Annotated in this window: 11 protein-coding genes; all 11 read left to right on the plus strand. The window is 44.8% G+C overall.

The window, feature by feature from the left end; genetic code table 11:
- Nucleotides 1-67: 67 nt before the first annotated feature.
- The 11 genes from AC3WU2_RS13990 (at nt 68) to AC3WU2_RS14040 (ending at nt 21,514) form a co-directional block, all read left to right on the plus strand.
- Entirely contained in the window at nt 68-943 is an 876-nt protein-coding gene (locus tag AC3WU2_RS13990; RefSeq protein ID WP_083927156.1) for an ABC transporter permease, read from the plus strand.
- 24 nt (nt 944-967) lie between these two features.
- Nucleotides 968-1,861 (plus strand): carbohydrate ABC transporter permease, encoded by an 894-nt coding sequence (locus tag AC3WU2_RS13995; RefSeq protein WP_492455038.1) that lies wholly within the window; start codon nt 968-970, stop codon nt 1,859-1,861.
- A 65-nt stretch (nt 1,862-1,926) separates the two neighbouring features.
- Complete coding sequence (locus AC3WU2_RS14000; RefSeq protein WP_492455040.1) at nt 1,927-3,555, plus strand: extracellular solute-binding protein; 1,629 nt, start codon at nt 1,927-1,929, stop codon at nt 3,553-3,555.
- Nucleotides 3,556-3,671: 116 nt separating this feature from the next.
- Nucleotides 3,672-6,005, plus strand: a complete 2,334-nt coding sequence (locus tag AC3WU2_RS14005) for a family 43 glycosylhydrolase (RefSeq protein ID WP_492455042.1) — start codon at nt 3,672-3,674, stop codon at nt 6,003-6,005.
- Between the two features lie 139 nt (nt 6,006-6,144).
- The gene (locus AC3WU2_RS14010) at nt 6,145-7,719 is read left to right on the plus strand and encodes a response regulator (protein ID WP_492455043.1); all 1,575 of its coding nucleotides are present in this window, start codon (nt 6,145-6,147) and stop codon (nt 7,717-7,719) included.
- Nucleotides 7,720-7,745: 26 nt separating this feature from the next.
- Nucleotides 7,746-9,464, plus strand: a complete 1,719-nt coding sequence (locus AC3WU2_RS14015; RefSeq protein WP_492455045.1) for a sensor histidine kinase — start codon at nt 7,746-7,748, stop codon at nt 9,462-9,464.
- 496 nt (nt 9,465-9,960) lie between these two features.
- Nucleotides 9,961-10,902 (plus strand): ABC transporter permease, encoded by a 942-nt coding sequence (locus AC3WU2_RS14020; protein WP_492455047.1) that lies wholly within the window; start codon nt 9,961-9,963, stop codon nt 10,900-10,902.
- A 4-nt stretch (nt 10,903-10,906) separates the two neighbouring features.
- Nucleotides 10,907-11,800 (plus strand): carbohydrate ABC transporter permease, encoded by an 894-nt coding sequence (locus AC3WU2_RS14025; RefSeq protein WP_492455050.1) that lies wholly within the window; start codon nt 10,907-10,909, stop codon nt 11,798-11,800.
- A gap of 31 nt (nt 11,801-11,831) precedes the next feature.
- Nucleotides 11,832-13,409: an extracellular solute-binding protein gene (locus AC3WU2_RS14030; protein WP_492455052.1), complete on the plus strand. Its 1,578-nt coding sequence runs from the start codon at nt 11,832-11,834 to the stop codon at nt 13,407-13,409.
- 83 nt (nt 13,410-13,492) lie between these two features.
- Nucleotides 13,493-15,859, plus strand: coding sequence for a glycoside hydrolase family 95 protein (locus tag AC3WU2_RS14035; protein WP_492455054.1), 2,367 nt, complete (start codon nt 13,493-13,495; stop codon nt 15,857-15,859).
- A gap of 285 nt (nt 15,860-16,144) precedes the next feature.
- Nucleotides 16,145-21,514 carry a glycoside hydrolase family 2 TIM barrel-domain containing protein gene (locus AC3WU2_RS14040; RefSeq protein ID WP_492455318.1) on the plus strand — a complete coding sequence of 1,790 codons (5,370 nt, stop codon included), beginning with the start codon at nt 16,145-16,147 and terminating at the stop codon, nt 21,512-21,514.
- The last annotated feature ends 40 nt before the right edge of the window (nt 21,515-21,554 follow it).

Consider the following 21,554-nt stretch of genomic DNA (forward strand, 5'->3'; position numbering starts at 1 on the left):
CTTCACAGAATAGCAGGAGGTGAGTCGTTTGAATAAACGTTTAATACAGCAGTGGGACCTGCAAATTATGGTCATCCCTGCGATCATCATGATCATTATATTTTCTTATATCCCTATGTGGGGTGTCCTTACCGCGTTTCAGGATTATAGTCCGGCGAAAGGTTTTTTTGGAAGCGATTGGGTAGGGTTCAAACATTTTAGGATGTTTTTTAACGCTCCAGAATTTTGGCAGATCATGCGGAACACGATTGTGATCAGTCTTCTGAAGCTGTTCATAGCGTTTCCTGCGCCGATCTTTCTGGCACTGATGCTGAATGAGGTAAAAAACGCGTTCTTTAAGCGGTTCGTTCAGACGGTCAGTTATTTGCCCCATTTTATTTCGTGGGTCATCGTGTCGGGATTCGTCATCTCCTTATTGTCGGTTGATAACGGCAGTGTGAACATCCTGCTGCAGAAGCTTAACATCATCGATGAGCCTGTCCATTGGCTGTCGATTCCCGAGTACTTCTGGAGTATTCTGATCTCGTCGGGGATCTGGAAAGATATCGGCTTCGGCGCGATCGTGTATTTGGCAGCAATTACGGGAGTCGATCCCCACATGTACGAGGCGGCTTCGATAGACGGCGCTGGCCGGATGCGGCAGTTGGTATCCATTACAATTCCGTCCATCGCACCCGTGATCATCATATTCCTCATTTTGCAGGTAGGACAAATCTTAAATGCAGGCTTTGAAGAAATATTGCTGCTTACCAATCAGGGGCAGAACGTCGTATTGCGGCCGGTGGCGGAGACGATCGATACCTATGTCTATCGTGTCGGGATCGAGAATTATCGCTTCTCCTATGCGACGGCGGCTGGTTTGTTCAAGGGCGTGATCAGCGTCGGATTGCTTGTAATCGCGAACTGGATCGCTAGAAAACTGGGGAACTCTAGCTTATGGTAACGGCTTCAAGAAAGGAGGCAGCTTGTGAAACGCTCACTCGAAGATAATATAATCGATATTGTGGTATACGCAATCTTATTGTTGCTTGCCATTGTCACTTTGTATCCGTTCTGGAATTCTTTGGTTATTTCCTTTAATGCAGGAAATGATACGGCGGCTGGGGGCGTTACCATTTGGCCGAGAGAATTTACACTCGAGAACTATAAATATGTTTTCAAAGACGCCCGATTAGTTAACGCTTTCTGGATCACGGTTGCAAGAACCGTTACGGGAACCATCCTATCGATTCTGTTTACCGCCATGTTTGCTTACGCCATGTCCAGGCGCGGATTGATCGGCAAAAAGTTCTATATGATCCTGTGCGTCATTACGATGTATTTTAGCGGAGGTCTCATCCCGAGTTATCTATTAATCAAAGATTTGCATTTGATGAACACCTTCTGGGTTATGGTTATACCTGGTCTCATCAGCGTCTGGAATATGATCATCTTCCGCACCTTTTTCCTAGGGCTTCCTGACGGACTGGAGGAATCGGCCAGAATCGACGGATGCAATCACATCAATACTTTTTTCCGAATTGTTCTGCCGGTATCAGGACCGGTCATCGCGACGCTATCGCTGTTCACGGCGGTTGGTCACTGGAACTCATGGTTTGATGCTTCAATCTATATTTCGAATCAGAAACTGCTGCCATTACAAGTTATTCTGAACCAAACCATACAATCGATTTTATCATTTGAATCCTCAACGGTGATCAGTGCGACCAAACAGGAATTTCTGCAGAACGCGCAGAGTGTCACGCATAAATCTATCGTTATGGCGACTACGATGGTAGCAACCATTCCAATTGTTATGGTGTATCCATTCGTGCAGAAGTATTTTGTCAAAGGGGTACTTGTCGGATCATTGAAAGAATAGGGAGATGTTATACGCCGATAGGTGATAACATATAAAAAGATTGTTCGAGAGGGGTAATCGAAACAATGAACAAGAAAAAATGGCTGACCTGTTTATTGGTTACGGTTCTATCAGTCAGTACACTGTTATCTGGCTGCGGAAGCGACAAAGACGAGAGCAAAGCTGCAACAGAGAATGGTAATGTCGGAGAAACTGCAAGCCAAGACCAACCGCTAGAGTTTTCGATGTACAACTTTGATGACGGATGGCAGCCTGCTCCTTGGGGAGAGACGGTTACGACCAAGTGGATTCAGGAAAACAAGAAGGTATCCATTAATTATCTTCCAACGAACGGCAACGCCAAACAACGATTCAACGCCATGTATGCTAGCGGCGAGCTGCCTGAAGTGATTTCGCTTAGTCCCGGACCCGAGCTGGATCGGTTGATCAGTGAAGGCCAATTGGTGGAGCTTGATCCGTATCTCGACAAATATCCGAACTTGAAGAAGGCTGCTGGCGACCAGATTATCAACATTAACCGTTCGGAAGACGGCAAGCTGTATGTCTTTCCGGAATGGTATGTTGGTGGCGATCATATGAACGGGAACGGCGGTTGGGCTGTGAACCGGAAAATCTATAAAGAAATGGGCTCGCCAAAGCTGGAGACGTTAACGGAATTAGAGAGCTATCTGCGTGCAGTCAAAGAAAAATATCCGAATGTAATCCCGCTTGAAGTTGGCGCTCCATACGATATCAAGATGATGTATTCCGCGTTTAAAGAGAACGGCACGCCGTATTTTATGAGCAGAATGTTCTATCCGGAAGGCAACACGTTGAAGCCGATTACAGAAGACCCTGCTTTCAAAGAGTTTATGCTGTTTGCTAGCCGATTGTATCGCGACAAGCTGATGACGCAAGATGTGTTCACACAAAAGGCTGATCAAATGATAGAGAAGCTTAGCCAAGGGAAAGTAGCTTTTTCCATTAGTGCGAACTTATCGGGCAGAGCGCGTGTTCCGAACTCTACGCTCCGCGCACAAGATCCTGATGGTGGATATGAATTTATTTGGCCAATCCACAAAGAAGGTTTGGACAAGAACAAAATTTATCCTAACTATACAGGTAGAGAAGGCGGCGGCAAAATCGTCATTACGAAGAATGCGAAAGATCCTGAACGAATTTTCGCTTATCTGGATTGGGCGACAAGCAACGAGGGGCAGTCAGTTCTCTGGTTTGGACCTCCGGGATTCCTGTGGGATACGAAGGACGAGAACGGGATTCCAATCCCTAATGACAAATATAAAACGATGGACAAAGCAGAATTGGATAAGCTGCACATTTCCGACAACATGATGGCCGGAAATGCAACTTGGGTCGATCTAGCCAAAGTAGCCAGAGAAAGTCTTCTTCCTAAAGAGCAGCAGGATTTCCAAACGCAGCAGCAGGTGAACGTCGCTTGGAAGACGTCTATGGACATTACAGCATTTGCGAATACGGACCCGCAAGGGGACTCTGAAGAAGGCATTATTCTGCAGTCGGTGAAAGATATGTTTGATCAAGCGTTCTCCACCATGATTTATGCCAAGAATGACGCGGAAGTGGAGTCGATCCTGAATAAGACGAATGAAGAAATGCAAAAGCTTGGTTTCCCTAAAGTACTCGATTTTGTAGCGAAGAAATGGCAGGATAACCTGAATAAAATAAACGGTAAATAACTACAGGTTTGTCGAATGTAAGAGTATACTATTGGTGTATGCTCTTACATTTTTTGATATATTTTTGCCTATTGCGTAATATCGTGAATTTCTAAAAAATGGAGGTACTACGAACGATGAGAAGAGAAGTTACAGATCTTGCAACTACTACAATGATTCCTACAAATGGATGGATTGCTGACAATGGGAATGGTACCTATACAAATCCAATCATGTGGGGTGACTATCCGGATAATGATATTATAAGAGTTGGCGACACCTATTATATGTCATCCACCAGTATGCATTTATTTCCAGGATGTCCCATTATGAGTTCTAAAGACTTAGTGAATTGGGAATATGAAAGTTATGCTGTAGATCGCATGGAAGGTGACCCATACGACCTTATCAATGGTGATGTTTATGATGAGGGTCCGTGGGCAACGAGTTTAAGATATCATAACGGTAAGTTCTATCTTATGTTTAATATCAATAGAGATGCTGCATATGTAAGTATTGCAGATAGCGCAAAAGGTCCATGGACACTGTATAAACTGGAAGACGAACTTTATGATCCAGGATTATTTTTTGATGATGACGGAAAAATCTATGTCGTGCATGGACAAGGAGAACTCTATCTTAGTGAATTAGAGATCGTGAATGAAGAATCAGGGCAACTATCTATCATATCTAAGAGAGAACCTGATGCCCGGAGAAACGGGAAGATGATTTATGCTTATCCAGTTCCCGGTCATCGTTACAATGGGTATAATGAGGGCGCTCATGTATATAAAATCAATGGTTTCTACTATATTCTAACGACGCCGATTTGGAAGCATGGCTCCAAAAAAGAAGTTGCCATTCGAACAAAGGATTTAGCAAATGGACCTTATGAAGTTGAAGATATTATGACAAGCTTTATGAATTTCTGGGGTAATGGCATTCATCAAGGGGGAATTGTTGATGTTCCTCAGGAGGATGGTACTTCAGAATGGTGGGCGATCATCTTCCAAGATCGGTCTAAACTCGGAAGAGTACCTACACTGCAGCCTGTTGAATGGAAGAATGGCTGGCCGTATATGGGGCAGGTCGATGGTGAAAAAGCTGTTGTTACGCATAGAAAGCCTAACATACCCAATTTAGAGCATGTTGAACCAAAGGCGCTTCCAACTTCGGATAACTTCAGCACGAATAAGATAGGGTTACAGTGGCAATGGAATCACAATCCGGATAACAGGAAATGGAGTCTTGAAGAAAGACCAGGATTTGTGAGACTTCATACTTCAAGTGTAACAGATAACTTAACCTACGCGAGAAATACGCTCACGCAACGCGTCGTTGGGCCGGATTGTGTAGGGACCGTGAAGCTCGATGTGAGTCATATGGCGAATGGTGATGTAGCGGGTCTATGCTTGATGCAAAAAGAATTTACTTTTATCGGAATGAAATATGATGAAGGTCATCAATCGATCGTGATTAACGATAATTCGATTGAGCATGCAGTCGTGACCTTACCCAAAAGCATTCAAGAAGTATGGTTCAGAGCTGAGACGCCAAGAAACGAATATCGAATGGAGTTTACCTATAGTATAGACGGCATCCACTTTACAAGACTTGGTGGAAGATACGATATGCAATATGGAACCTATGTCGGAATGAGATTCGGTATTTTCAATTATGCAACCATCAAGCTTGGCGGATATGTAGATGTAGATTCCTTTGAATTAACAACGACAGAAAATCAGGGTAACCTCTTCGGTATCAATAGAAAGATTGATGCAGAGCGCTATGACGATCAAAATTTTGTATCCGATAAGGAACTGCAAATCAACGCCAAAACAGAATGGACAAGTGATGATGCAAACCGTGAATATGATCTAAGTATATCTAATCTGAAAGACGGAGATTGGTTGCAATATGATCAGGTCGATTTTGGTGCTGGTGATGCAGCATGGTTTAATGCACGTGTAGCAAGTTCATTCACTGGAGGTACGATGGAGGTAAGACTTGACAGCATTGATGGTGATTTAATTAGTATACTTCCTATTCCAAACACAGGTGATATCAACCAGTATGTCAATGTGAAGAGTGATCTTACTACAAAAGTTATTGGAATTCAAAAGGTATATCTTGTGTTTCATGGTGCGAATCACGATCTGTGCAAACTGAACTGGTTTATGTTTGGTTCTGGGGAATTTCCTCAAATCCCTCCCGTTCCAGAAAATTTGACAGTCGCGGCAGAAAATGAATCCATTCTAAATATAAAATGGGATGAATCACCGGGAGCTCTGCAATACGACATGATGTTTGATGGCAGTGTTATTAGCAATGTTACTAGTGATTTCTCACAAACGGGTCTCTCACCGCGCTCCAGTCATACGGTACAGGTAAGGGCTAAAAACGTTGCTGGTTATAGTGAATGGAGTAATGAAGTTAAAGCTGAAACATGTTCAGAAGAAGTGGCAGGATAATCTGATTATAATTAAACGACAAATAGTAACAAATAGTAACAAATAGAAACAAATACCTACAGAATTGTCGAATGGAAGAGTATACTATTATAGTATACTCTATACATTTTTATAAGGACTGATTGCCATATATAACGTATTGCTAGTAGATGATGAACAGTTAGATTTGGAAGTATTGCAGCGTTTTACCCCTTGGGAGCAGCTTGACATGGCGATCGTTGGTGCAGTACACGGGGGAGGGGCAGCCTTGAACCTGTTGCGTGAACAGCCAGTTGATATTCTGATCACCGATATCCAGATGCCGATTATGTCTGGATTGGAGCTGGCCGAGCAGGCAAGAAGTTTGCTTCCCCATTTGAAAATCATTTTTATTAGTGGTCATCAGGATTTCCAATATGCCAAAAGAGCGATTGCGATGAATGCCAGTTCTTACATTCTAAAACCTGTGGATGATCAAGAGCTGCTGAACACGCTGCAGCTTGTCAGAGAGCAATTGAAGTACGAACAGGAACAAATGAAGAAGGAAGAGCAACTGGACTCATCGATTCCGCTGTTGCAGAATGAAATGATGTATCAGTGGCTTCGGCGGACGATCGATTATAGCACCCTGTACAGACTTTATGAGAGAAGCGGAATCTATTGGCATGGCGGACCATGCTGCGTTGGTATTATCGAAATGGATGACATGGCCTGGAAGTTGAAGGCGTTTTCAGATGATCAGCGAAGATTCGCCATCGATCATGGATTTCGGTTGATCAGTGATTATCTTCAAGACCGGCAGCTGGGGATTTATTGTAAAACAGGTGATGACAAGGTTGTCATCGTCATTAACGCTGCAAGGCTCGATGCTGCGGAAGCGATGCAGTCTTTGGTTGAACATGTCTGTAACCATTCTAATTTGACCATTACGGTTGGACTGGGCTCAGAGGTCGCCTCCCTTCAAGACGCCCCTGAGTCCTACCTACAAGCCCGTGAGGCGCTTGCAACGAAAATGTTCATCGGCAAATGTCGGGTCATCACGCAGGAGCAAACGGCGGGCGAGATCGTTCAAACATCGCTTAACCTGGAGCAGATTATGGACAAGATGTTTGAGGCCACCGCTAACTATGACCTTGTACGCATTCATGACAGCTTGGAACAGCTTTTCGAATTGGTGCAACGCCTTAAGGACAAGTTATCAGTTTATAATTTTGCGTTGTATGTCGTTTCCAAAACGGATTTTTTCCTGCAATCACTGAACGTCAGTCTATATGACCTATTAAGCATCGAACTGAAAAATTTGAACATACTGTACGATTTTGAGACGATTGACGACATCAAGTCGTGGCTTCGTAAGCAATTGTATGAGGTTTCTGAGCATCTGCATAACAAGAAGAAAAATCCGAACCGGAAGCTGATTGATGAAATTGAAAGATATGTTGAAGCGAATCTGGTAGAATCACTGCAACTCAGGAATGTAGCCAAGCTGTTCGGATTTTCACCCAACTATTTGGGTTATTTGTTCAAAGAGGTAACCGATGAACAGTTTAGTGATTTTGTTACGAAGAAACGGATGGAGAAAGCGCGGGAATTACTTCAGGACCCGAAATTGAAAATATTTGAAGCGGCGCACCTGGTAGGTTACCAGAATCTGACGATGTTCAGCAGACATTTCAAGCAAAGCTTCGGTCTTCCGCCGGTCGATTATCGTAAGCAAGGCCGTGGTCAACTATGAAACGGTTCACTTTCAGATATAAATTAATGGCTTCTTATATGCTTCTGGTTATCGTGCCAGTTATTACGATCGGTTATTATGCTTATAATACCTCTGTACAATATGTAAAAGAACAGACGATTCAAAATGTGAAAAGCACGTTAAAGCAGGCTAATGATAATGTTGAGAGAAGAATGAAAACGGTAGAGCAGGTCGATAATCAGCTTTATCTGGACCAGTCGCTGCAGCGGGCATTCAACAAACGGTATGAGCCCTTGGAAAGTTATCAGACCGTTAAGGATAAGATCATTCCAAAGCTGGAATCGGCATTGAACTTGTCTCCGAATAACGTCGTGATTGATTTGTTATTGCATAATGAAAGCTTACCGGAAATTTATGATACAGAGACCGGTGAAGACCCGCTCTTGGATGGCAAACGGTATAATCTGATTCATTATCATCGCATCGAGCAGTTGGATTGGGTGAGAAGTTTTGATGACATGCCTGTAGACTCCATATGGATGCAGGTTGGTTCGGATTCGAAATTTGGGAATGTTTCTTGGCTTAGAAAGATGATGGATTTCCAGACCATTAAGCCGATTGGTACGATGCGGATTACCGTCAAAATGGATGATTTATTCGGAAACCTGAATTATAGCGACAGCAGAGATGGCATCCCAGGGTATTTCGCCGTGATCAACGAGCAGAACGAAACTGTATACGAGAATAGGAGCAATCCGCTCCCGCAGCATTGGCAATCTGAGGCGGAAGCTTATATGCAAATTCATGAGCCCGTCGACGGAACAAAATGGCGTATTATGGCGCTTGTTCCGCTTCAGGAGTTGGAACATGCTGCGCAGAAAGTAAAGAATGTTACACTACTCGTCTGTTTAGCAAGTTTTTTGGTACTCGTGGTGATCAGCGCGATTATATCGAATACGTTTTCGAAGCAAATCTCCAGGATTGTTCGCTCACTCCGAGTCTTTCAGGAAGGGAATTTTGCGAAGCGGGTCCAATATTCTGGATCGGATGAGTTTGCGCAAATTGCCATAGCATTTAATGAAATGGCTGAGAATATAGAAGACCTCATTCAGGAGGTCTACATCAGCAACTTGCAGAAGAAAGAAGCCGAGCTGGATGCACTTCAGGCTCAAATTAAACCGCACTTTTTGTACAATACATTATCTTCGATTAGCAGACTCGCGCGTTTAGGCGAAACGGAGAAGCTCCACCAAATGGTCACAGAGCTGGCCATGTTCTATCGTCTAACCCTGAATCAAGGGAGATCGATCATCCCGATTCGCGAGGAAATTCAGCAGGTCCGTTCGTACATTGGCATTCAAAAGATAAAGCATGTCGACAGGCTGGATGTCAGCTATGACATTCAATTCTCTGTCTTGGAATACGATACAGTGAAGCTGATTTTACAGCCGTTCGTTGAAAATGCCTTGGAGCATGCCATGTCCGAAGAGCCCCTTCATATCCGGATCATCGCCTATCAGGAAGAAGGAACCATCGTCATGAAAGTCATCGATAACGGCGTCGGGATGAGCGAGGAGACGGTGAGTAAAATATTTGGATCTGAAGGTCAGAGTATTGGTTATGGAATCCGAAATGTGAATGAACGGATCAAACTGCAATTCGGAGAATCGTTCGGTATCACGATCGAGAGCGAATTGGGTGTAGGGACGACGGTTCGCGTTGTTATCCCTTTATACCGGGAGCTGTCTGTTCTAACTAGAAACAAGGATGGAGAGTTGATCTAATCAGCCCTCCATTTTTGCATTCTATCAACTGCATATTGAAGCCCAAGTTCATGGGGACATCGCGCTAAAAGGTTAGCCAATTCTGGCTGACCTTTTATTTTTTCTTTTTTTCACTCATTGCGATGAATTTCGTTGATAGAGTGCAGAAATCGTTGCTGAGTGCAGTATTTTTCTATATCAAAAACCCATAAAATGTGATTAATAGGAGGCTGATAACGAACTCGGTAGAGACATATTGAAAGCGCTATTTTAATGTGGAATCCAGGATGAAGACATTAACCTCACATTGGCGGGAGAGTAAGATTTAAGTATTAATCATGACATGGATTCATCGATATTCATGACATAGTTTGAATCCGCTTACATCTAGTAGAGCATGTAAAATAATGAGGGCTTCGTTCGCGAAAGGAGTTCTACCGTCCAGGGGATCGAGGGCAGCGAATGCGTGATCCTCAAGCAATTCGATTGTTTCAAAAAAAGGGGATGAGGTGAGCTCTTGTCGACGACTACCGAAAAATTATCCAAAAGGTCATTTATTTCTAAGTTAAATTATGATTGGAAATGTAACCGCTTTCTTCTGTTGATGTCGTTCCCAGGGTTAATTATGATTGCCTTGTTTGCTTATTATCCCATGGTCGGTGTCGTAACAGCTTTTCAAAATTACAGTTTGTTTTTAGGAATTAAAGGCTCTGAATGGATTGGATTTGACAACTTTATTCGATTTTTTAATGATCCAAACTTTTTTAGAATTATAAAAAACACGTTTGTTCTTGGTCTTACTAACTTGCTTTGGTCTTTTCCCGCACCCATTATTCTGGCTTTGTTAATTAACGAAGTGATACATCCCAAAATGAAGAGATTTATTCAAACCGCTACGTATCTGCCTTATTTTATTTCGATTGTTGTCATTGTGGGCATTATGAAATCCATTTTTAGTGGTAGTGGAATTGTCAATGAATTGCTAGCAAATTTCGGTGTTGAGCCGATCCAATTTTTTAACGAATCCGGTTACTTTAGAAGCTTGTATGTTGGCTCAGGTATTTGGCAGGAAATTGGTTATTCCAGCATACTCTACTTGGCGGCCATTACAGGGATTGACGCAGAAATGTATGAAGCGGCTAAGATGGATGGCTGTTCTAAGTTTAAACAGGTTATTCACATCACCTTGCCCAGCCTCCGTCCAACCATCATTACATTGTTAATTTTATCCATTGGCGGTATTGTCAGTGTTGGATTCGATAAAATTCTGTTAATGTATAGCCCTGCCACCTATGATGTTGCCGATGTTATTTCTACTTATGTTTACCGCAAAGGTATAATCGACCAAGATTATGGATTTTCAAGTGCGATTGGGTTGTTTAACAGTTTGGTTTCCATTGTTTTTGTATTTGGAGCAAACTATTTTTCCAGAAAACTTCTAAAGGAAAGTTTATGGTGATGTCATGAAGAAAAATCCTTATAGAATCAAAGAACCATTGGGAGATCGGGTCTTTCTTTCCGTTGTGTACATCATTTTGGCTATTGTTGTACTAGCTATGCTCTATCCCTTTGTTTACGTTGTCTCTGTGTCTATTAGCGATCCCGCAGAAGTCATTGCAGGGAAAGTTACTTTTTTCCCAAAAGGTTTTGATCTAGGTGCATTCAAGACCATGATAAACCATCCTATTTTTTTTACCGCATATAAAAACACGATTGTGTATACCGCGCTTGGAACGTTTTTTACCTTAGTTTTCACAGCCATAACAGCATATCCGCTTTCCAAAGATAAGTTTCAAATGCGTTCATTTATCTCCAAGGTATACCTGATAACCATGTTTTTTGGTGGCGGTATGATTCCAACTTATCTGGCTTATAAGTCCCTGCATATATTAGACACCATTTGGGTTATGGTTCTTCCGGGGGCGTTGTCCGCATGGAACATTATTCTCATGAGATCCTTCTTTAGGAATATACCGGAAAGCTTAAGTGAATCTGCTTACATTGATGGGGCCACTGATCCTCAAATATTAGTAAAAATCATTTTACCGCTTTCCAAGCCAATCTTGGCAACCATCGGTTTATTTACAGCTGTTGGCATTTGGAATGGATATTTCAATGCGTTGCTTTACTTAAACGACACTGAAAAGTATCCTTTGCAGATGATTTTAAGAGGTATTTTGGTATCTGCAACCTTCGATCCAAGCGATAAAGATGCCTATGGTAATATAAATCACGCGGCAACGGAGTCTTTGAAAATGGCATCTATTGTCATTACTACCCTTCCTATTATGTGTATTTATCCTTTTATACAAAAGTACTTTGTCAAGGGTCTTATGATTGGCTCAATTAAAGGGTAACTCATAAAATTTACTAAAAAGGAGAAATATCATGAAAAGATTATTGGTCTTATTTGTAGCTGTTATGATGTTGTTTGCTGCAGGGTGCAGCAGCAAGCCAAGCGAATCTGCCAAAAACACAGAGCCGTCACAGACATCAGACTCAAATGCCGCCGAACAAAAAATTAGCGAAAAACCAATTGAAGTGACTTGGTTCTTACAGGGTAATACCCCATACACTGGTGACGAAGAAATTTTTAAGACCATTCAAAAGTATACGAATATTAAAATCAAACCCATTACTGTAGCCCGTGCAGATTATAAACAAAAATTGAATACCATGTTAGCATCTGGATCGCTACCGGATTTGATTACGTTAGGAGTCGATAATGCGGACCGTTATGGTCCACAAGGAGCATTCTTAGATTTAACGCCGTATTTGGAATCAGGGAAGCTTGATAATTACAAAGCAATGTTAGAAAAATATCCACCTGCTATGGATCTGACTCGTTCGCCTAACGGCAAATATTATGGCGCCCCAAGAATGTATGATGTGCCATATCGTGCCGATGAAGTTATGCTCGGCAGAACTGATATTTTTGCAAAAAACAATCTATCCACGAAGTTCGAATCGTTTGACGATTTATACAAGACCTTAGTTCAACTGAAGAAACTTTACCCTGATTCTTACCCATATTTTGTAAGATGGGGCGCGACTCACCTCATTGCCAACCAAGCTTACTATAGAGGAACGTATAACACTTTCTATCTTGACGATGCTGAGCACAAATATTTATTCGGTCCAGAAATCCCAGCCTACAAAGAGACGTTGGTTTACTTGAATAAACTGTATTCTGAAGGCTTATTAAATCCAAACTTTACTACGATTACAGATGATGAATGGAATGAAATGTTAGCTACAAACAAAGGTTTTGTGACCTTTGACTACCCACAAGTTGGCGACGAGATTGTTCAACAAATGGGAAGCAAAATTCCCCAAGGCTTTGAATTTACGGCTATGCTTCAACCTGCTTACAACAATACTCGAGTTGGTACCGGTGTTTTAAGTGGCTATTTAGGAAGTTACAAAGTAATTTCAAACCAATCGAAATACAAAGATGAATTGGTTAATTTTCTGAATTGGATGTACAGCCCGCAAGGTATCGATGCCATGCAATTTGGTATCGAAGGCGAATCTTATCAAAAGAATTCCGATGATACTGTGAAATTTTTAAAGGATTTCCAAACTCCTGCTACACCAAATGGTTCGATCAAGAACCAGGGGCTTAACGACCAAAACCTTTTCGCTGTTGTAAATCAAGCTGCTATTAATACTTTTGAGTTAAATGGTGCTGCCATGAAAAAATCGGTAGCATTTTTGGAAGAAAACAAAGGTTTTGGCAAGCCATCCTTTGATGCGAAATTTAGCGATACGAATGCGAAAAAAGAATATACCGACCTCAAAACGGCTATTGATACCTACGTAGAGGAAGCTTCGGTAAATGTAATTATCGGTAAGCAAAGCATTGATAAATGGGATTCGGAAGTTATTCCACAGGTTAAAAAACTTGGATCTGACCGAGCTCTTGAGCTAATCAATAAAGCCTATGACGAGACTTTTAAGAAATAATGGATATGAATTGAGTTGAACTTAGGAGCGTGATGTTGTCACGCTCCTTGTTGTAATTGGAGATGAGGAGTTGTGAGAACGATATGAAACGTTTATCATACAGCAAATCTGCGATGCATTGGTCGGAGGCATTGCCGCTTGGCAACGGGAGAATAGGTGCCATGCATTTTGGAGGCGTAGGAGAGGATCGCTTTCAGTTGAACGAAGATACGTTGTGGTCTGGTCCCCCAAATCGGTATAAGCCTCATGATGACCGGGAATCGCTCAAGAAAGTGAGGCAGCTCCTTCGAGAACATCAATACAGCGAGGCGGACGAGGAGACGAAAAACATGTTCGGCCCTTATGCGCAAGTGTATATGCCTCTTGGTAACTTGACCATACGCTTTATGCACGGCGAGGAAGGCCGGGGATATAAACGGTCGCTAGATCTTGAACGCGCGCTCTCTTCGGTAACGTACACGATCGGTCCGGTCGAATATACGCGTGAAGCTTTCATATCCAATCCCCATCAAGTGTTGGCAATCCGACTGACAAGCTCCATTCCCAAGCAGCTTAACTTTGATGTGACCTTGGACAGTCCGCACAGAGCATTTACGTTGCAAGATGACAATGCATTGTTCGTGCAAGGGATATGTCCCGAATACTGTGCACCGGGTTATTACGAAGAGGATTTGCAGCCGATTGTGTATGGAGAATTAGGCAACACGAAAGCGATTCATTTCGAGGGGAGATTGGGTGCTTCGATCGAAGATGGCCAAGCTGCATACCGAAACGGCAAGCTATCCGTTCAACACGCGACGAAGGTCGTTCTTTACTTTGCGGTTGCGACGTCCTTCAACGGCTACGATCAATTGCCCGGCACCGATTTTGACGTGCTGACCCGTCTGAATGAGTCGATTCTTTCGAAAGCGATGGAAATTCCGTACGATCAATTGAAACAAGAGCATATACGCGATTACCGCGAGCTTTTTGATCGAGTCGATTTCACTCTAAGTGAAACTGACCAGGGGGACGATATACTTGACACCGATAAGCGGATCCAAAAATATGGTGCTAGCGACCCGGCAATGGTTGCCTTGTTATTTCATTTCGGACGCTACTTGCTGATTGCCTCTTCCCGGGAAGGGACGCAGCCGGCCAACCTGCAAGGGATATGGAACGATATGGTACGGCCGCCCTGGGGATGCAATTACACGCTGAATATTAATACGGAAATGAATTATTGGCCTGCGGAAGTGACGAATTTGTCCGAATGCCACCGTCCGCTGCTTAAGGCGATTCAGGAGCTGTCAGTAAACGGCAGAAAAATGGTTGAGGAGCGGTTTGGACTAAAGGGCTGGACGGCGCATCACAACTCGGATTTATGGAGACATGCACAGCCTGTAGGCGCAGAGCGGCACGGAGATCCGGCGTGGGCGTTCTGGCCGATGTCCGGGGTTTGGCTGTGCCGCCACTTATGGGAGCACTACGAGTACACGCAGGATAAACAATTTCTTGCCGAAGAAGTGTATCCGTTAATGAAAGGCGCGGTTCAATTTTGCCTGGATTGGCTGGTAGAGGATGAAAGCGGATATTTGATTACATCGCCGTCGACCTCACCGGAGCATCATTTTTATTCGAATGAAGGTCAGTTGGGAGCTGTCACACAGGGAGCGACGATGGATCTTCAGATGATCAACGATTTATTCGAAAATGGCTTAAAAATGGTCGCTATTCTTGGAGTTGAAGATGAATGGGTGATGCATATGGCTGCGGCCAAGGCACGTCTGCATCCGATGCAAATCGGCAAGTACGGCCAACTGCAAGAATGGCTCATAGACTATGAGGATGAATATCAAGACCATCGTCATGTTTCCCACCTTTACGGAGTTTTTCCGGGGAATCAACTGACTGACGGTGTCTTGCTGGATGCCGTCCGGCAAACGTTGAACAGGCGCGGCGATGCTGGATCAGGCTGGAGTCTTGGGTGGAAGGTTTGTTTATGGGCTCGTTTGAAGGATGGGGAACGTGCTTTTCTGCTGCTAGAGCGCATTTTTAACGTCGTTACAGCCTATGGGGGGAGAGGCAGCGGTATATCTCCGAATCTTCTCGGCTCCCATCCTCCTTTTCAAATTGACGGAAATTTCGGCTATACGGCGGGCATTGCAGAGATGATTGTTCAATCCCACAGAGGGTATGTCGAATTATTGCCTGCGATTCCTTCCGCTTGGCAGAGTGGATCGTTATCGGGCGTTCGCGTTCGCGGAGGGTTCGAAATATCCCTTGTCTGGGATTGCATGCAAGTCTGTCAGCTGGAGGTCTCTTGCTGTGTCGACAATACGTTTAGAATGAAATCCGATAAATCGGCAATTGTCCAAGAAGATGGGAAGCAAGACTGGACCCTTGAACCGATCGATGGTTATCTGTCCTTGGAGATAAGCAAAGATCAAAAGGTGTCTCTTCAGTTTTAATGGAATTACCTGTTGAGCTTGTCATCGATTATGAAATTGCCGACGAGCTTCCGGAGTTAAATCAGTAGTGACGAACCAAACGAAGACATGCACGTTAAGGCAACTTCCTTTCGACGGAGTTGCCTTTTTTCTTTTCCTACGAATTGATGAGAATTTCCCTAGAACATATGAGGATTTTGGATGTAATTGCGACGGGGGCAACGTAATAATGGTATTGTAAGGCACACAGCAAGAATTTAGAGGAGGACGGCATTAATTATCTGAGAAGGAGGCTTTGTAACGTTGATGAAAAAAAGATTGTCGTTACTACTCATGCTGCTCATGGTGGCGAATACATTTTGGGGATTAACTGCGGGGGCTGCACCTGCGAATGGCTACCCCGAATGGAATAACAATCCGACCGTTTTTCAGGTGAACCGTGAGCCAGCACATGCATCTTTTATTCCCTTTGGGGATGTCGATTCCGCATTGAAAGGTGCAGATATGATCTCAGCGATGACCGAACATCCGTCGCCTTATTATCGTTCGTTGAACGGTGAATGGAAATTCAATCTGGCGAATAACCCAGCCACACGCCCAGTGGATTTCTACCAGGATACATATGACTCCAGTGGTTGGAAGAACATTAAAGTGCCAGGGGAGTGGCAGATGCAAGGCTATGATTTTCCGATTTATACCAATGTTACATACCCGTTCTGGGGCAACGGCAATACGCCGAATGTCCAGCCGCCTTTCGCTCCAACGCAGTACAACCCAGTCGGTTCTTACAAGCGTACCTTCACGATTCCGGCAGATTGGAAGGATCGGCAGACATTTATTTCGTTCCAAGGTGTTGAAAGCGCATTCTATGTGTGGGTGAACGGCCAGCAGGTCGGATACGCTGAAGACAGCTATACGGCTAAGGATTTCAATATTACGCCGTATTTAAGGGAAGGTGAGAATTCACTCTCCGTAGAAGTCTACCGTTGGTCAGATGGCAGTTGGCTTGAAGATCAGGACTTCTTGCGCGTTAGTGGCATTCAACGCGATGTGTTCTTGTACAGTACGCCGTCGGTTCATATCCGGGATTTCACAATCGTGACGGACTTGGACGCGGACTATAAAGATGCAGATCTGCAATTGAAGGTCAACGTGAAAAAAGATGGTGCGAGTGCGTCAGAGGAAAAGCATACCGTTGAAGCGATGCTCTATGACGCGAACAATCAACCCGTGCTGACGGAGCCCGTCGTGATGAAGGCAGATCTGAACGGTCAAGCTGAAGTTCAGGCTAGCGGCTCCAAACTAGTCGCGAATCCGCTCAAGTGGTCAGCCGAGACACCGAATTTGTATACCCTCGTATTTAGTCTTAAAGATGACACGGGGAAGGTCATTGAGACAGCTGGTACACGTGTTGGCTTCCGGGAATTCGAAGTGAAGGTGATGGTGGGCGACAGCGGCAAGCAACAAATGATGCTCAATGGTAAGCCGATTATGCTAAAAGGTGCCAATCGGCATGAGAGCAGTCCGGATACGGGTCATGCGATTGATCTGGATCTGATGATTCAAGACATCAAATTGATGAAGCAGTTTAACATTAATGCGGTCCGTACCTCGCATTACCCGAATCATCCATTCTGGTATGAGCTTGCGAATCAATATGGGATTTATATTTTGGACGAGGTGAACCTGGAGACGCACGGCGTCAACGGATCTGTCCCGACGAACAAAGCGGAGTGGACCGAGAATATTAAGGATCGGGCCCGCAGCATGGTCGAACGCGATAAGAACCACCCGTCTGTCCTCATCTGGTCCCTTGGCAATGAAGCTGGCCAAGGATCGAATTTCAAGACGGAATCGGATTATATCCGCAGTCTAGATCCGACGCGCCCGATTCATTATGAAGGCTATAATGACGCGAAGGTCACGGATATGGTCAGCCACATGTATCCAGTAGTTTCGACGCTTGAAACGTATGCGAAGAGTAGTGATCCAAGACCTTATATTATGTGCGAATATGCGCATTCAATGGGGAACAGTACGGGCAATCTTCAAGAATATTGGGATATGATCAAGAAATATCCGAATTTGCAAGGCGGGTTCATATGGGATTGGGTGGATCAAGCGGTGCGCATGAAGACGCCGTCAGAAAAGCTCTATCTGACGGATGCGAATCAGTCTTATCAAGCGGATTACACTGGAAGTGTCGTGGAACAGGCTGATGGTGTAACTGGCGTCCTACAGGCGAAAGATCGGGCTTCTGCTTCGGTTACGCTACCTAACGATGCCAAGTATAACCTAACAGGCCCACTGACCGTCGAGGCTTGGGTGAAACCGCTCGCGAGCATCGCCAATAGTCCAATCATCGCCAAAGGCGACACGCAATTTGCCCTGAAAATGAACGGTACGGACAAATTGGAGTTTTTCGTCTACAAAGGTGGCGTCTGGACCGCGGCGACGGCGAACTTGCCTGCGAATTGGCTGAATCAATGGCATCATGTGGCAGGTACTTATGACGGCTCGAACTTGAGTCTCTATCTTGATGGACAAATCGTCGCAACTAAAGTCTATACAGGAAGTCTTGCCGCAAGTTCATATCCGCTTACGATCGGCAAAGATGCGGAGAGAGGCCGAACTTCCAACATGAGCTTCGATAAAGTTCGTGTCTATAATCGCGGATTATCGTTAACGGAGTTAAATAATATGGACCGCTCGCCGGATTCAAGTACCGTGTTATGGATGGATTTCAATGTATCGGATGCCAAGTCCATCCCGCTGGAGTCGCATGAATATCTCGCTTACGGCGGCGACTTCGGCGACAATCCGAATGACGGCAACTTTATGGCCAATGGCTTGATTTCGGCTGATCGCACCGTACAGCCTGAGCTATGGGAAGTTAAGCAGGTCTACCAGAACATTAACGTGAAGGACGTAGATCTTAAGAAAGGGCTCGTCGAGATTAAGAATGAATTTCTATTTAGCAATGTTAATCAATACGATGCTACTTGGGAGTTAAGAGCAGATCATCAAGTCGTTCAGCACGGAGACCTAACGGGATTGGATATCCCGGCGCTAACGTCTAAGCAAGTTACAGTTCCTTATGTGTGGCCGAAAGAGCAACCAGGTGTCGAGTATTGGCTCAATATCAGCTTCACGTTGAAGAACGATACGTTATGGGCTTCCAAGGGCCATGTGGTGGCGAAGCAGCAGTACAAATTACCGGTGAATACGCCAGCGCAGACCGCACTTGATCTGTCGAAGATGCCGAATCTGACGACGGAAGAGCAGGGTACGCAAGTGAAGATCCAGAATGACGACATCGAATTGACCTTTGATAAAGCGGCAGGAACGATTCAGAGCTTCAATTATAAAGGCAAATCGTTGATCAAAAACGGGCCGATACCGAATTACTGGCGTGCCCCGATTGACAATGACAAAGGTAACGGCGGCCCATCCCGGATGGCGACTTGGAAGAACGCTGGGAAGAATCGAAATGTTACCAAGGTGAATGTAACGAAGATCGGCGAAAAAATCGTGAGGATCGATGTGGAAGGGACGCTGCCAACGACGACCGTCTCCTCGTATAAGACGTCTTATACGATCTTCGGGAATGGCGACATTACCGTCTCGAACAGCTTGAAGCCGGGGGCAAGCACGCTTCCGGAAATTCCTGAAGTAGGAAGTCTCATGACCGTTCCGCAGGAATTTGAGCAAATGGCATGGTATGGCCGCGGACCTTACGAAAATTATCAGGACCGCAATACGGGATCGGATGTCGGGTTATACAGCGGTACGGTAGAGGAGCAATTCTTCCCGTACATCGAGCCGTCGGAGACAGGGAACAAGACCGATGTGCGATTCGTAGCGCTAACCAATCCAGAAGGCGCGGGAATTATGGCCATTGGCTCCCCGACGATCGAGGCGAATGCGCTGCATTACACACCAGACGATCTGGATGGACCGCTGCATCCGTATCAAGTTACACATCGTGATGACATCACATTGCGCGTGAATTATAAGCAAATGGGCGTCGGCGGTGACGACAGTTGGGGAGCCAAACCGCATCCAGCGTACCTTCTGCTACCGAACAAGGAATATAGCTACAGCTACACGCTTCGTCCGATCCCGGCTGGCACTTCGAATTTGATGGAACTGAGCAAAGCGATCTCGACCGTCAATTTGATCAGCTCAATTCAAGTAGATGGGCGGGCGCTCACTGGATTCGATCCGGAGAAAACGAGCTACACGCACAACGTGCTTCGCGGCACACAGAAGGTACCTACAGTTGAAGCTATTGCGACGAGCAAAGATGTACGGATTACGGTAACGCCGGCTGCAGATCTATCCGGTAAGACGATTGTTACGGCAAGCTCTTCGGATGGGCTGCTCTCAAAGACGTATGAGATTCAATTCAATGTGACGGATCAATATTTAAGCGACATGGAGTGGGTTCGTGCTACGTCAGGGTGGCTTACAGTGCAGAAGGATCAGAGCGTAGAAGGCAATCCGATTCGTTTGCGTGGTCCTTCGGGCGCAGTAACGTACGATAAAGGGCTCGGTACGCATGCGAACTCCGAAATCGTCTATGATCTAAGCGACCGGAGCTACGAAGCTTTCAAGGCTGTCATCGGGGTGGATCAGGAAATCGGCGGAACAGGATCGGATCGCAACACGATTGTCTTCCAAGTGTTCCTGGACGGCGTGAAGGCTTACGACAGTGGCTTAATGCGGGCGACGACGGTAGCGAAAGCGATTGAAGTCCCTGTGAAAGGCGTCAAGGAACTGAAGCTCGTCGTCGCGGATTACGGTGACGGCATTTCCGAAGATCATGGCGATTGGGCGGATGCCATACTTGTTCCTAGCATCAAAAATAAGCCGGAGGCATCTCTAACAGGTCCTGCGACAACCGTTAAAGGCCAATCCTTTGATCTAACTTACCGACTGAACAATGTAACACAGAGCGTTTACGCTCAAGATCTAACGTTCAACTATGATGCGAAGCAGTTGGAATTGATGGACGTCAGCACTGTAGAAGAGAAGACGTTAATTGTCGAGAAGAAAGCATCTGATGGGAAGCTGCGGCTCCTCTTGGCGAATACATCGGGTGCACAAGCTCAGGGTGATCTATTAAAACTGCGGTTTACTGCCAAATCGATGGGTGAAGCCTCGGTTGGACTTTCGAATCTTGTGTTGGCGGATGGTGAAGGTAAGGAAATGCCGCTAACCGGTTCGACGTATAAGACTATCATTCAAGAAAGAGTCGACAAAGGAGCCCTCCTCGCATTAATTACAGAAGCACAGCATATCTATGATGCGGCTGTGGAAGGCACGAGCGCTGGACAGTATCCAGTAGGTTCCAAAGCGATACTTCGAGCAGCGATCGATCAAGCCAAAGCTGTAGCAAATCTAAACGATGCGAGTAAGGAGCAGGTCGAGCAAGCGGTATCGGCATTGACAGTAGCACTGAAGGCCTTTACCGATAGCATGATCCAAGGGAAGCCGGGCGATCTGAACGGCGATGGCAAATATTCGATCGGGGATCTCGCAATCGTCGCAGCAGCTTATGGCAAGACAACAGCGGATCCAGATTGGGCGAAATATAAGCAAGCCGATTTGAATAACGATGGCCAAGTAGACATTAAAGACCTAGCAATACTGGCACAGAAAATTATTGAGTAAAGGCCCCCCAATTGGGAAAGGAGAAGGCGTGATATCGCCT

This window comes from Paenibacillus sp. EB106-05-06-XG162 (assembly GCF_058791655.1).

What these genes read in the sequence shown, in the direction of transcription:
- AC3WU2_RS13990 (WP_083927156.1), top strand. Translation starts at nt 68, where the DNA reads ATGGTCATCCCTGCGATCATCATGATCATTATATTTTCTTATATCCCT.
- AC3WU2_RS14000 (WP_492455040.1), top strand. Translation starts at nt 1,927, where the DNA reads ATGAACAAGAAAAAATGGCTGACCTGTTTATTGGTTACGGTTCTATCA.
- AC3WU2_RS14005 (WP_492455042.1), top strand. Translation starts at nt 3,672, where the DNA reads ATGAGAAGAGAAGTTACAGATCTTGCAACTACTACAATGATTCCTACA.
- AC3WU2_RS14015 (WP_492455045.1), top strand. Translation starts at nt 7,746, where the DNA reads ATGGCTTCTTATATGCTTCTGGTTATCGTGCCAGTTATTACGATCGGT.
- AC3WU2_RS14025 (WP_492455050.1), top strand. Translation starts at nt 10,907, where the DNA reads ATGAAGAAAAATCCTTATAGAATCAAAGAACCATTGGGAGATCGGGTC.
- AC3WU2_RS14030 (WP_492455052.1), top strand. Translation starts at nt 11,832, where the DNA reads ATGAAAAGATTATTGGTCTTATTTGTAGCTGTTATGATGTTGTTTGCT.
- AC3WU2_RS14035 (WP_492455054.1), top strand. Translation starts at nt 13,493, where the DNA reads ATGAAACGTTTATCATACAGCAAATCTGCGATGCATTGGTCGGAGGCA.
- AC3WU2_RS14040 (WP_492455318.1), top strand. Translation starts at nt 16,145, where the DNA reads ATGAAAAAAAGATTGTCGTTACTACTCATGCTGCTCATGGTGGCGAAT.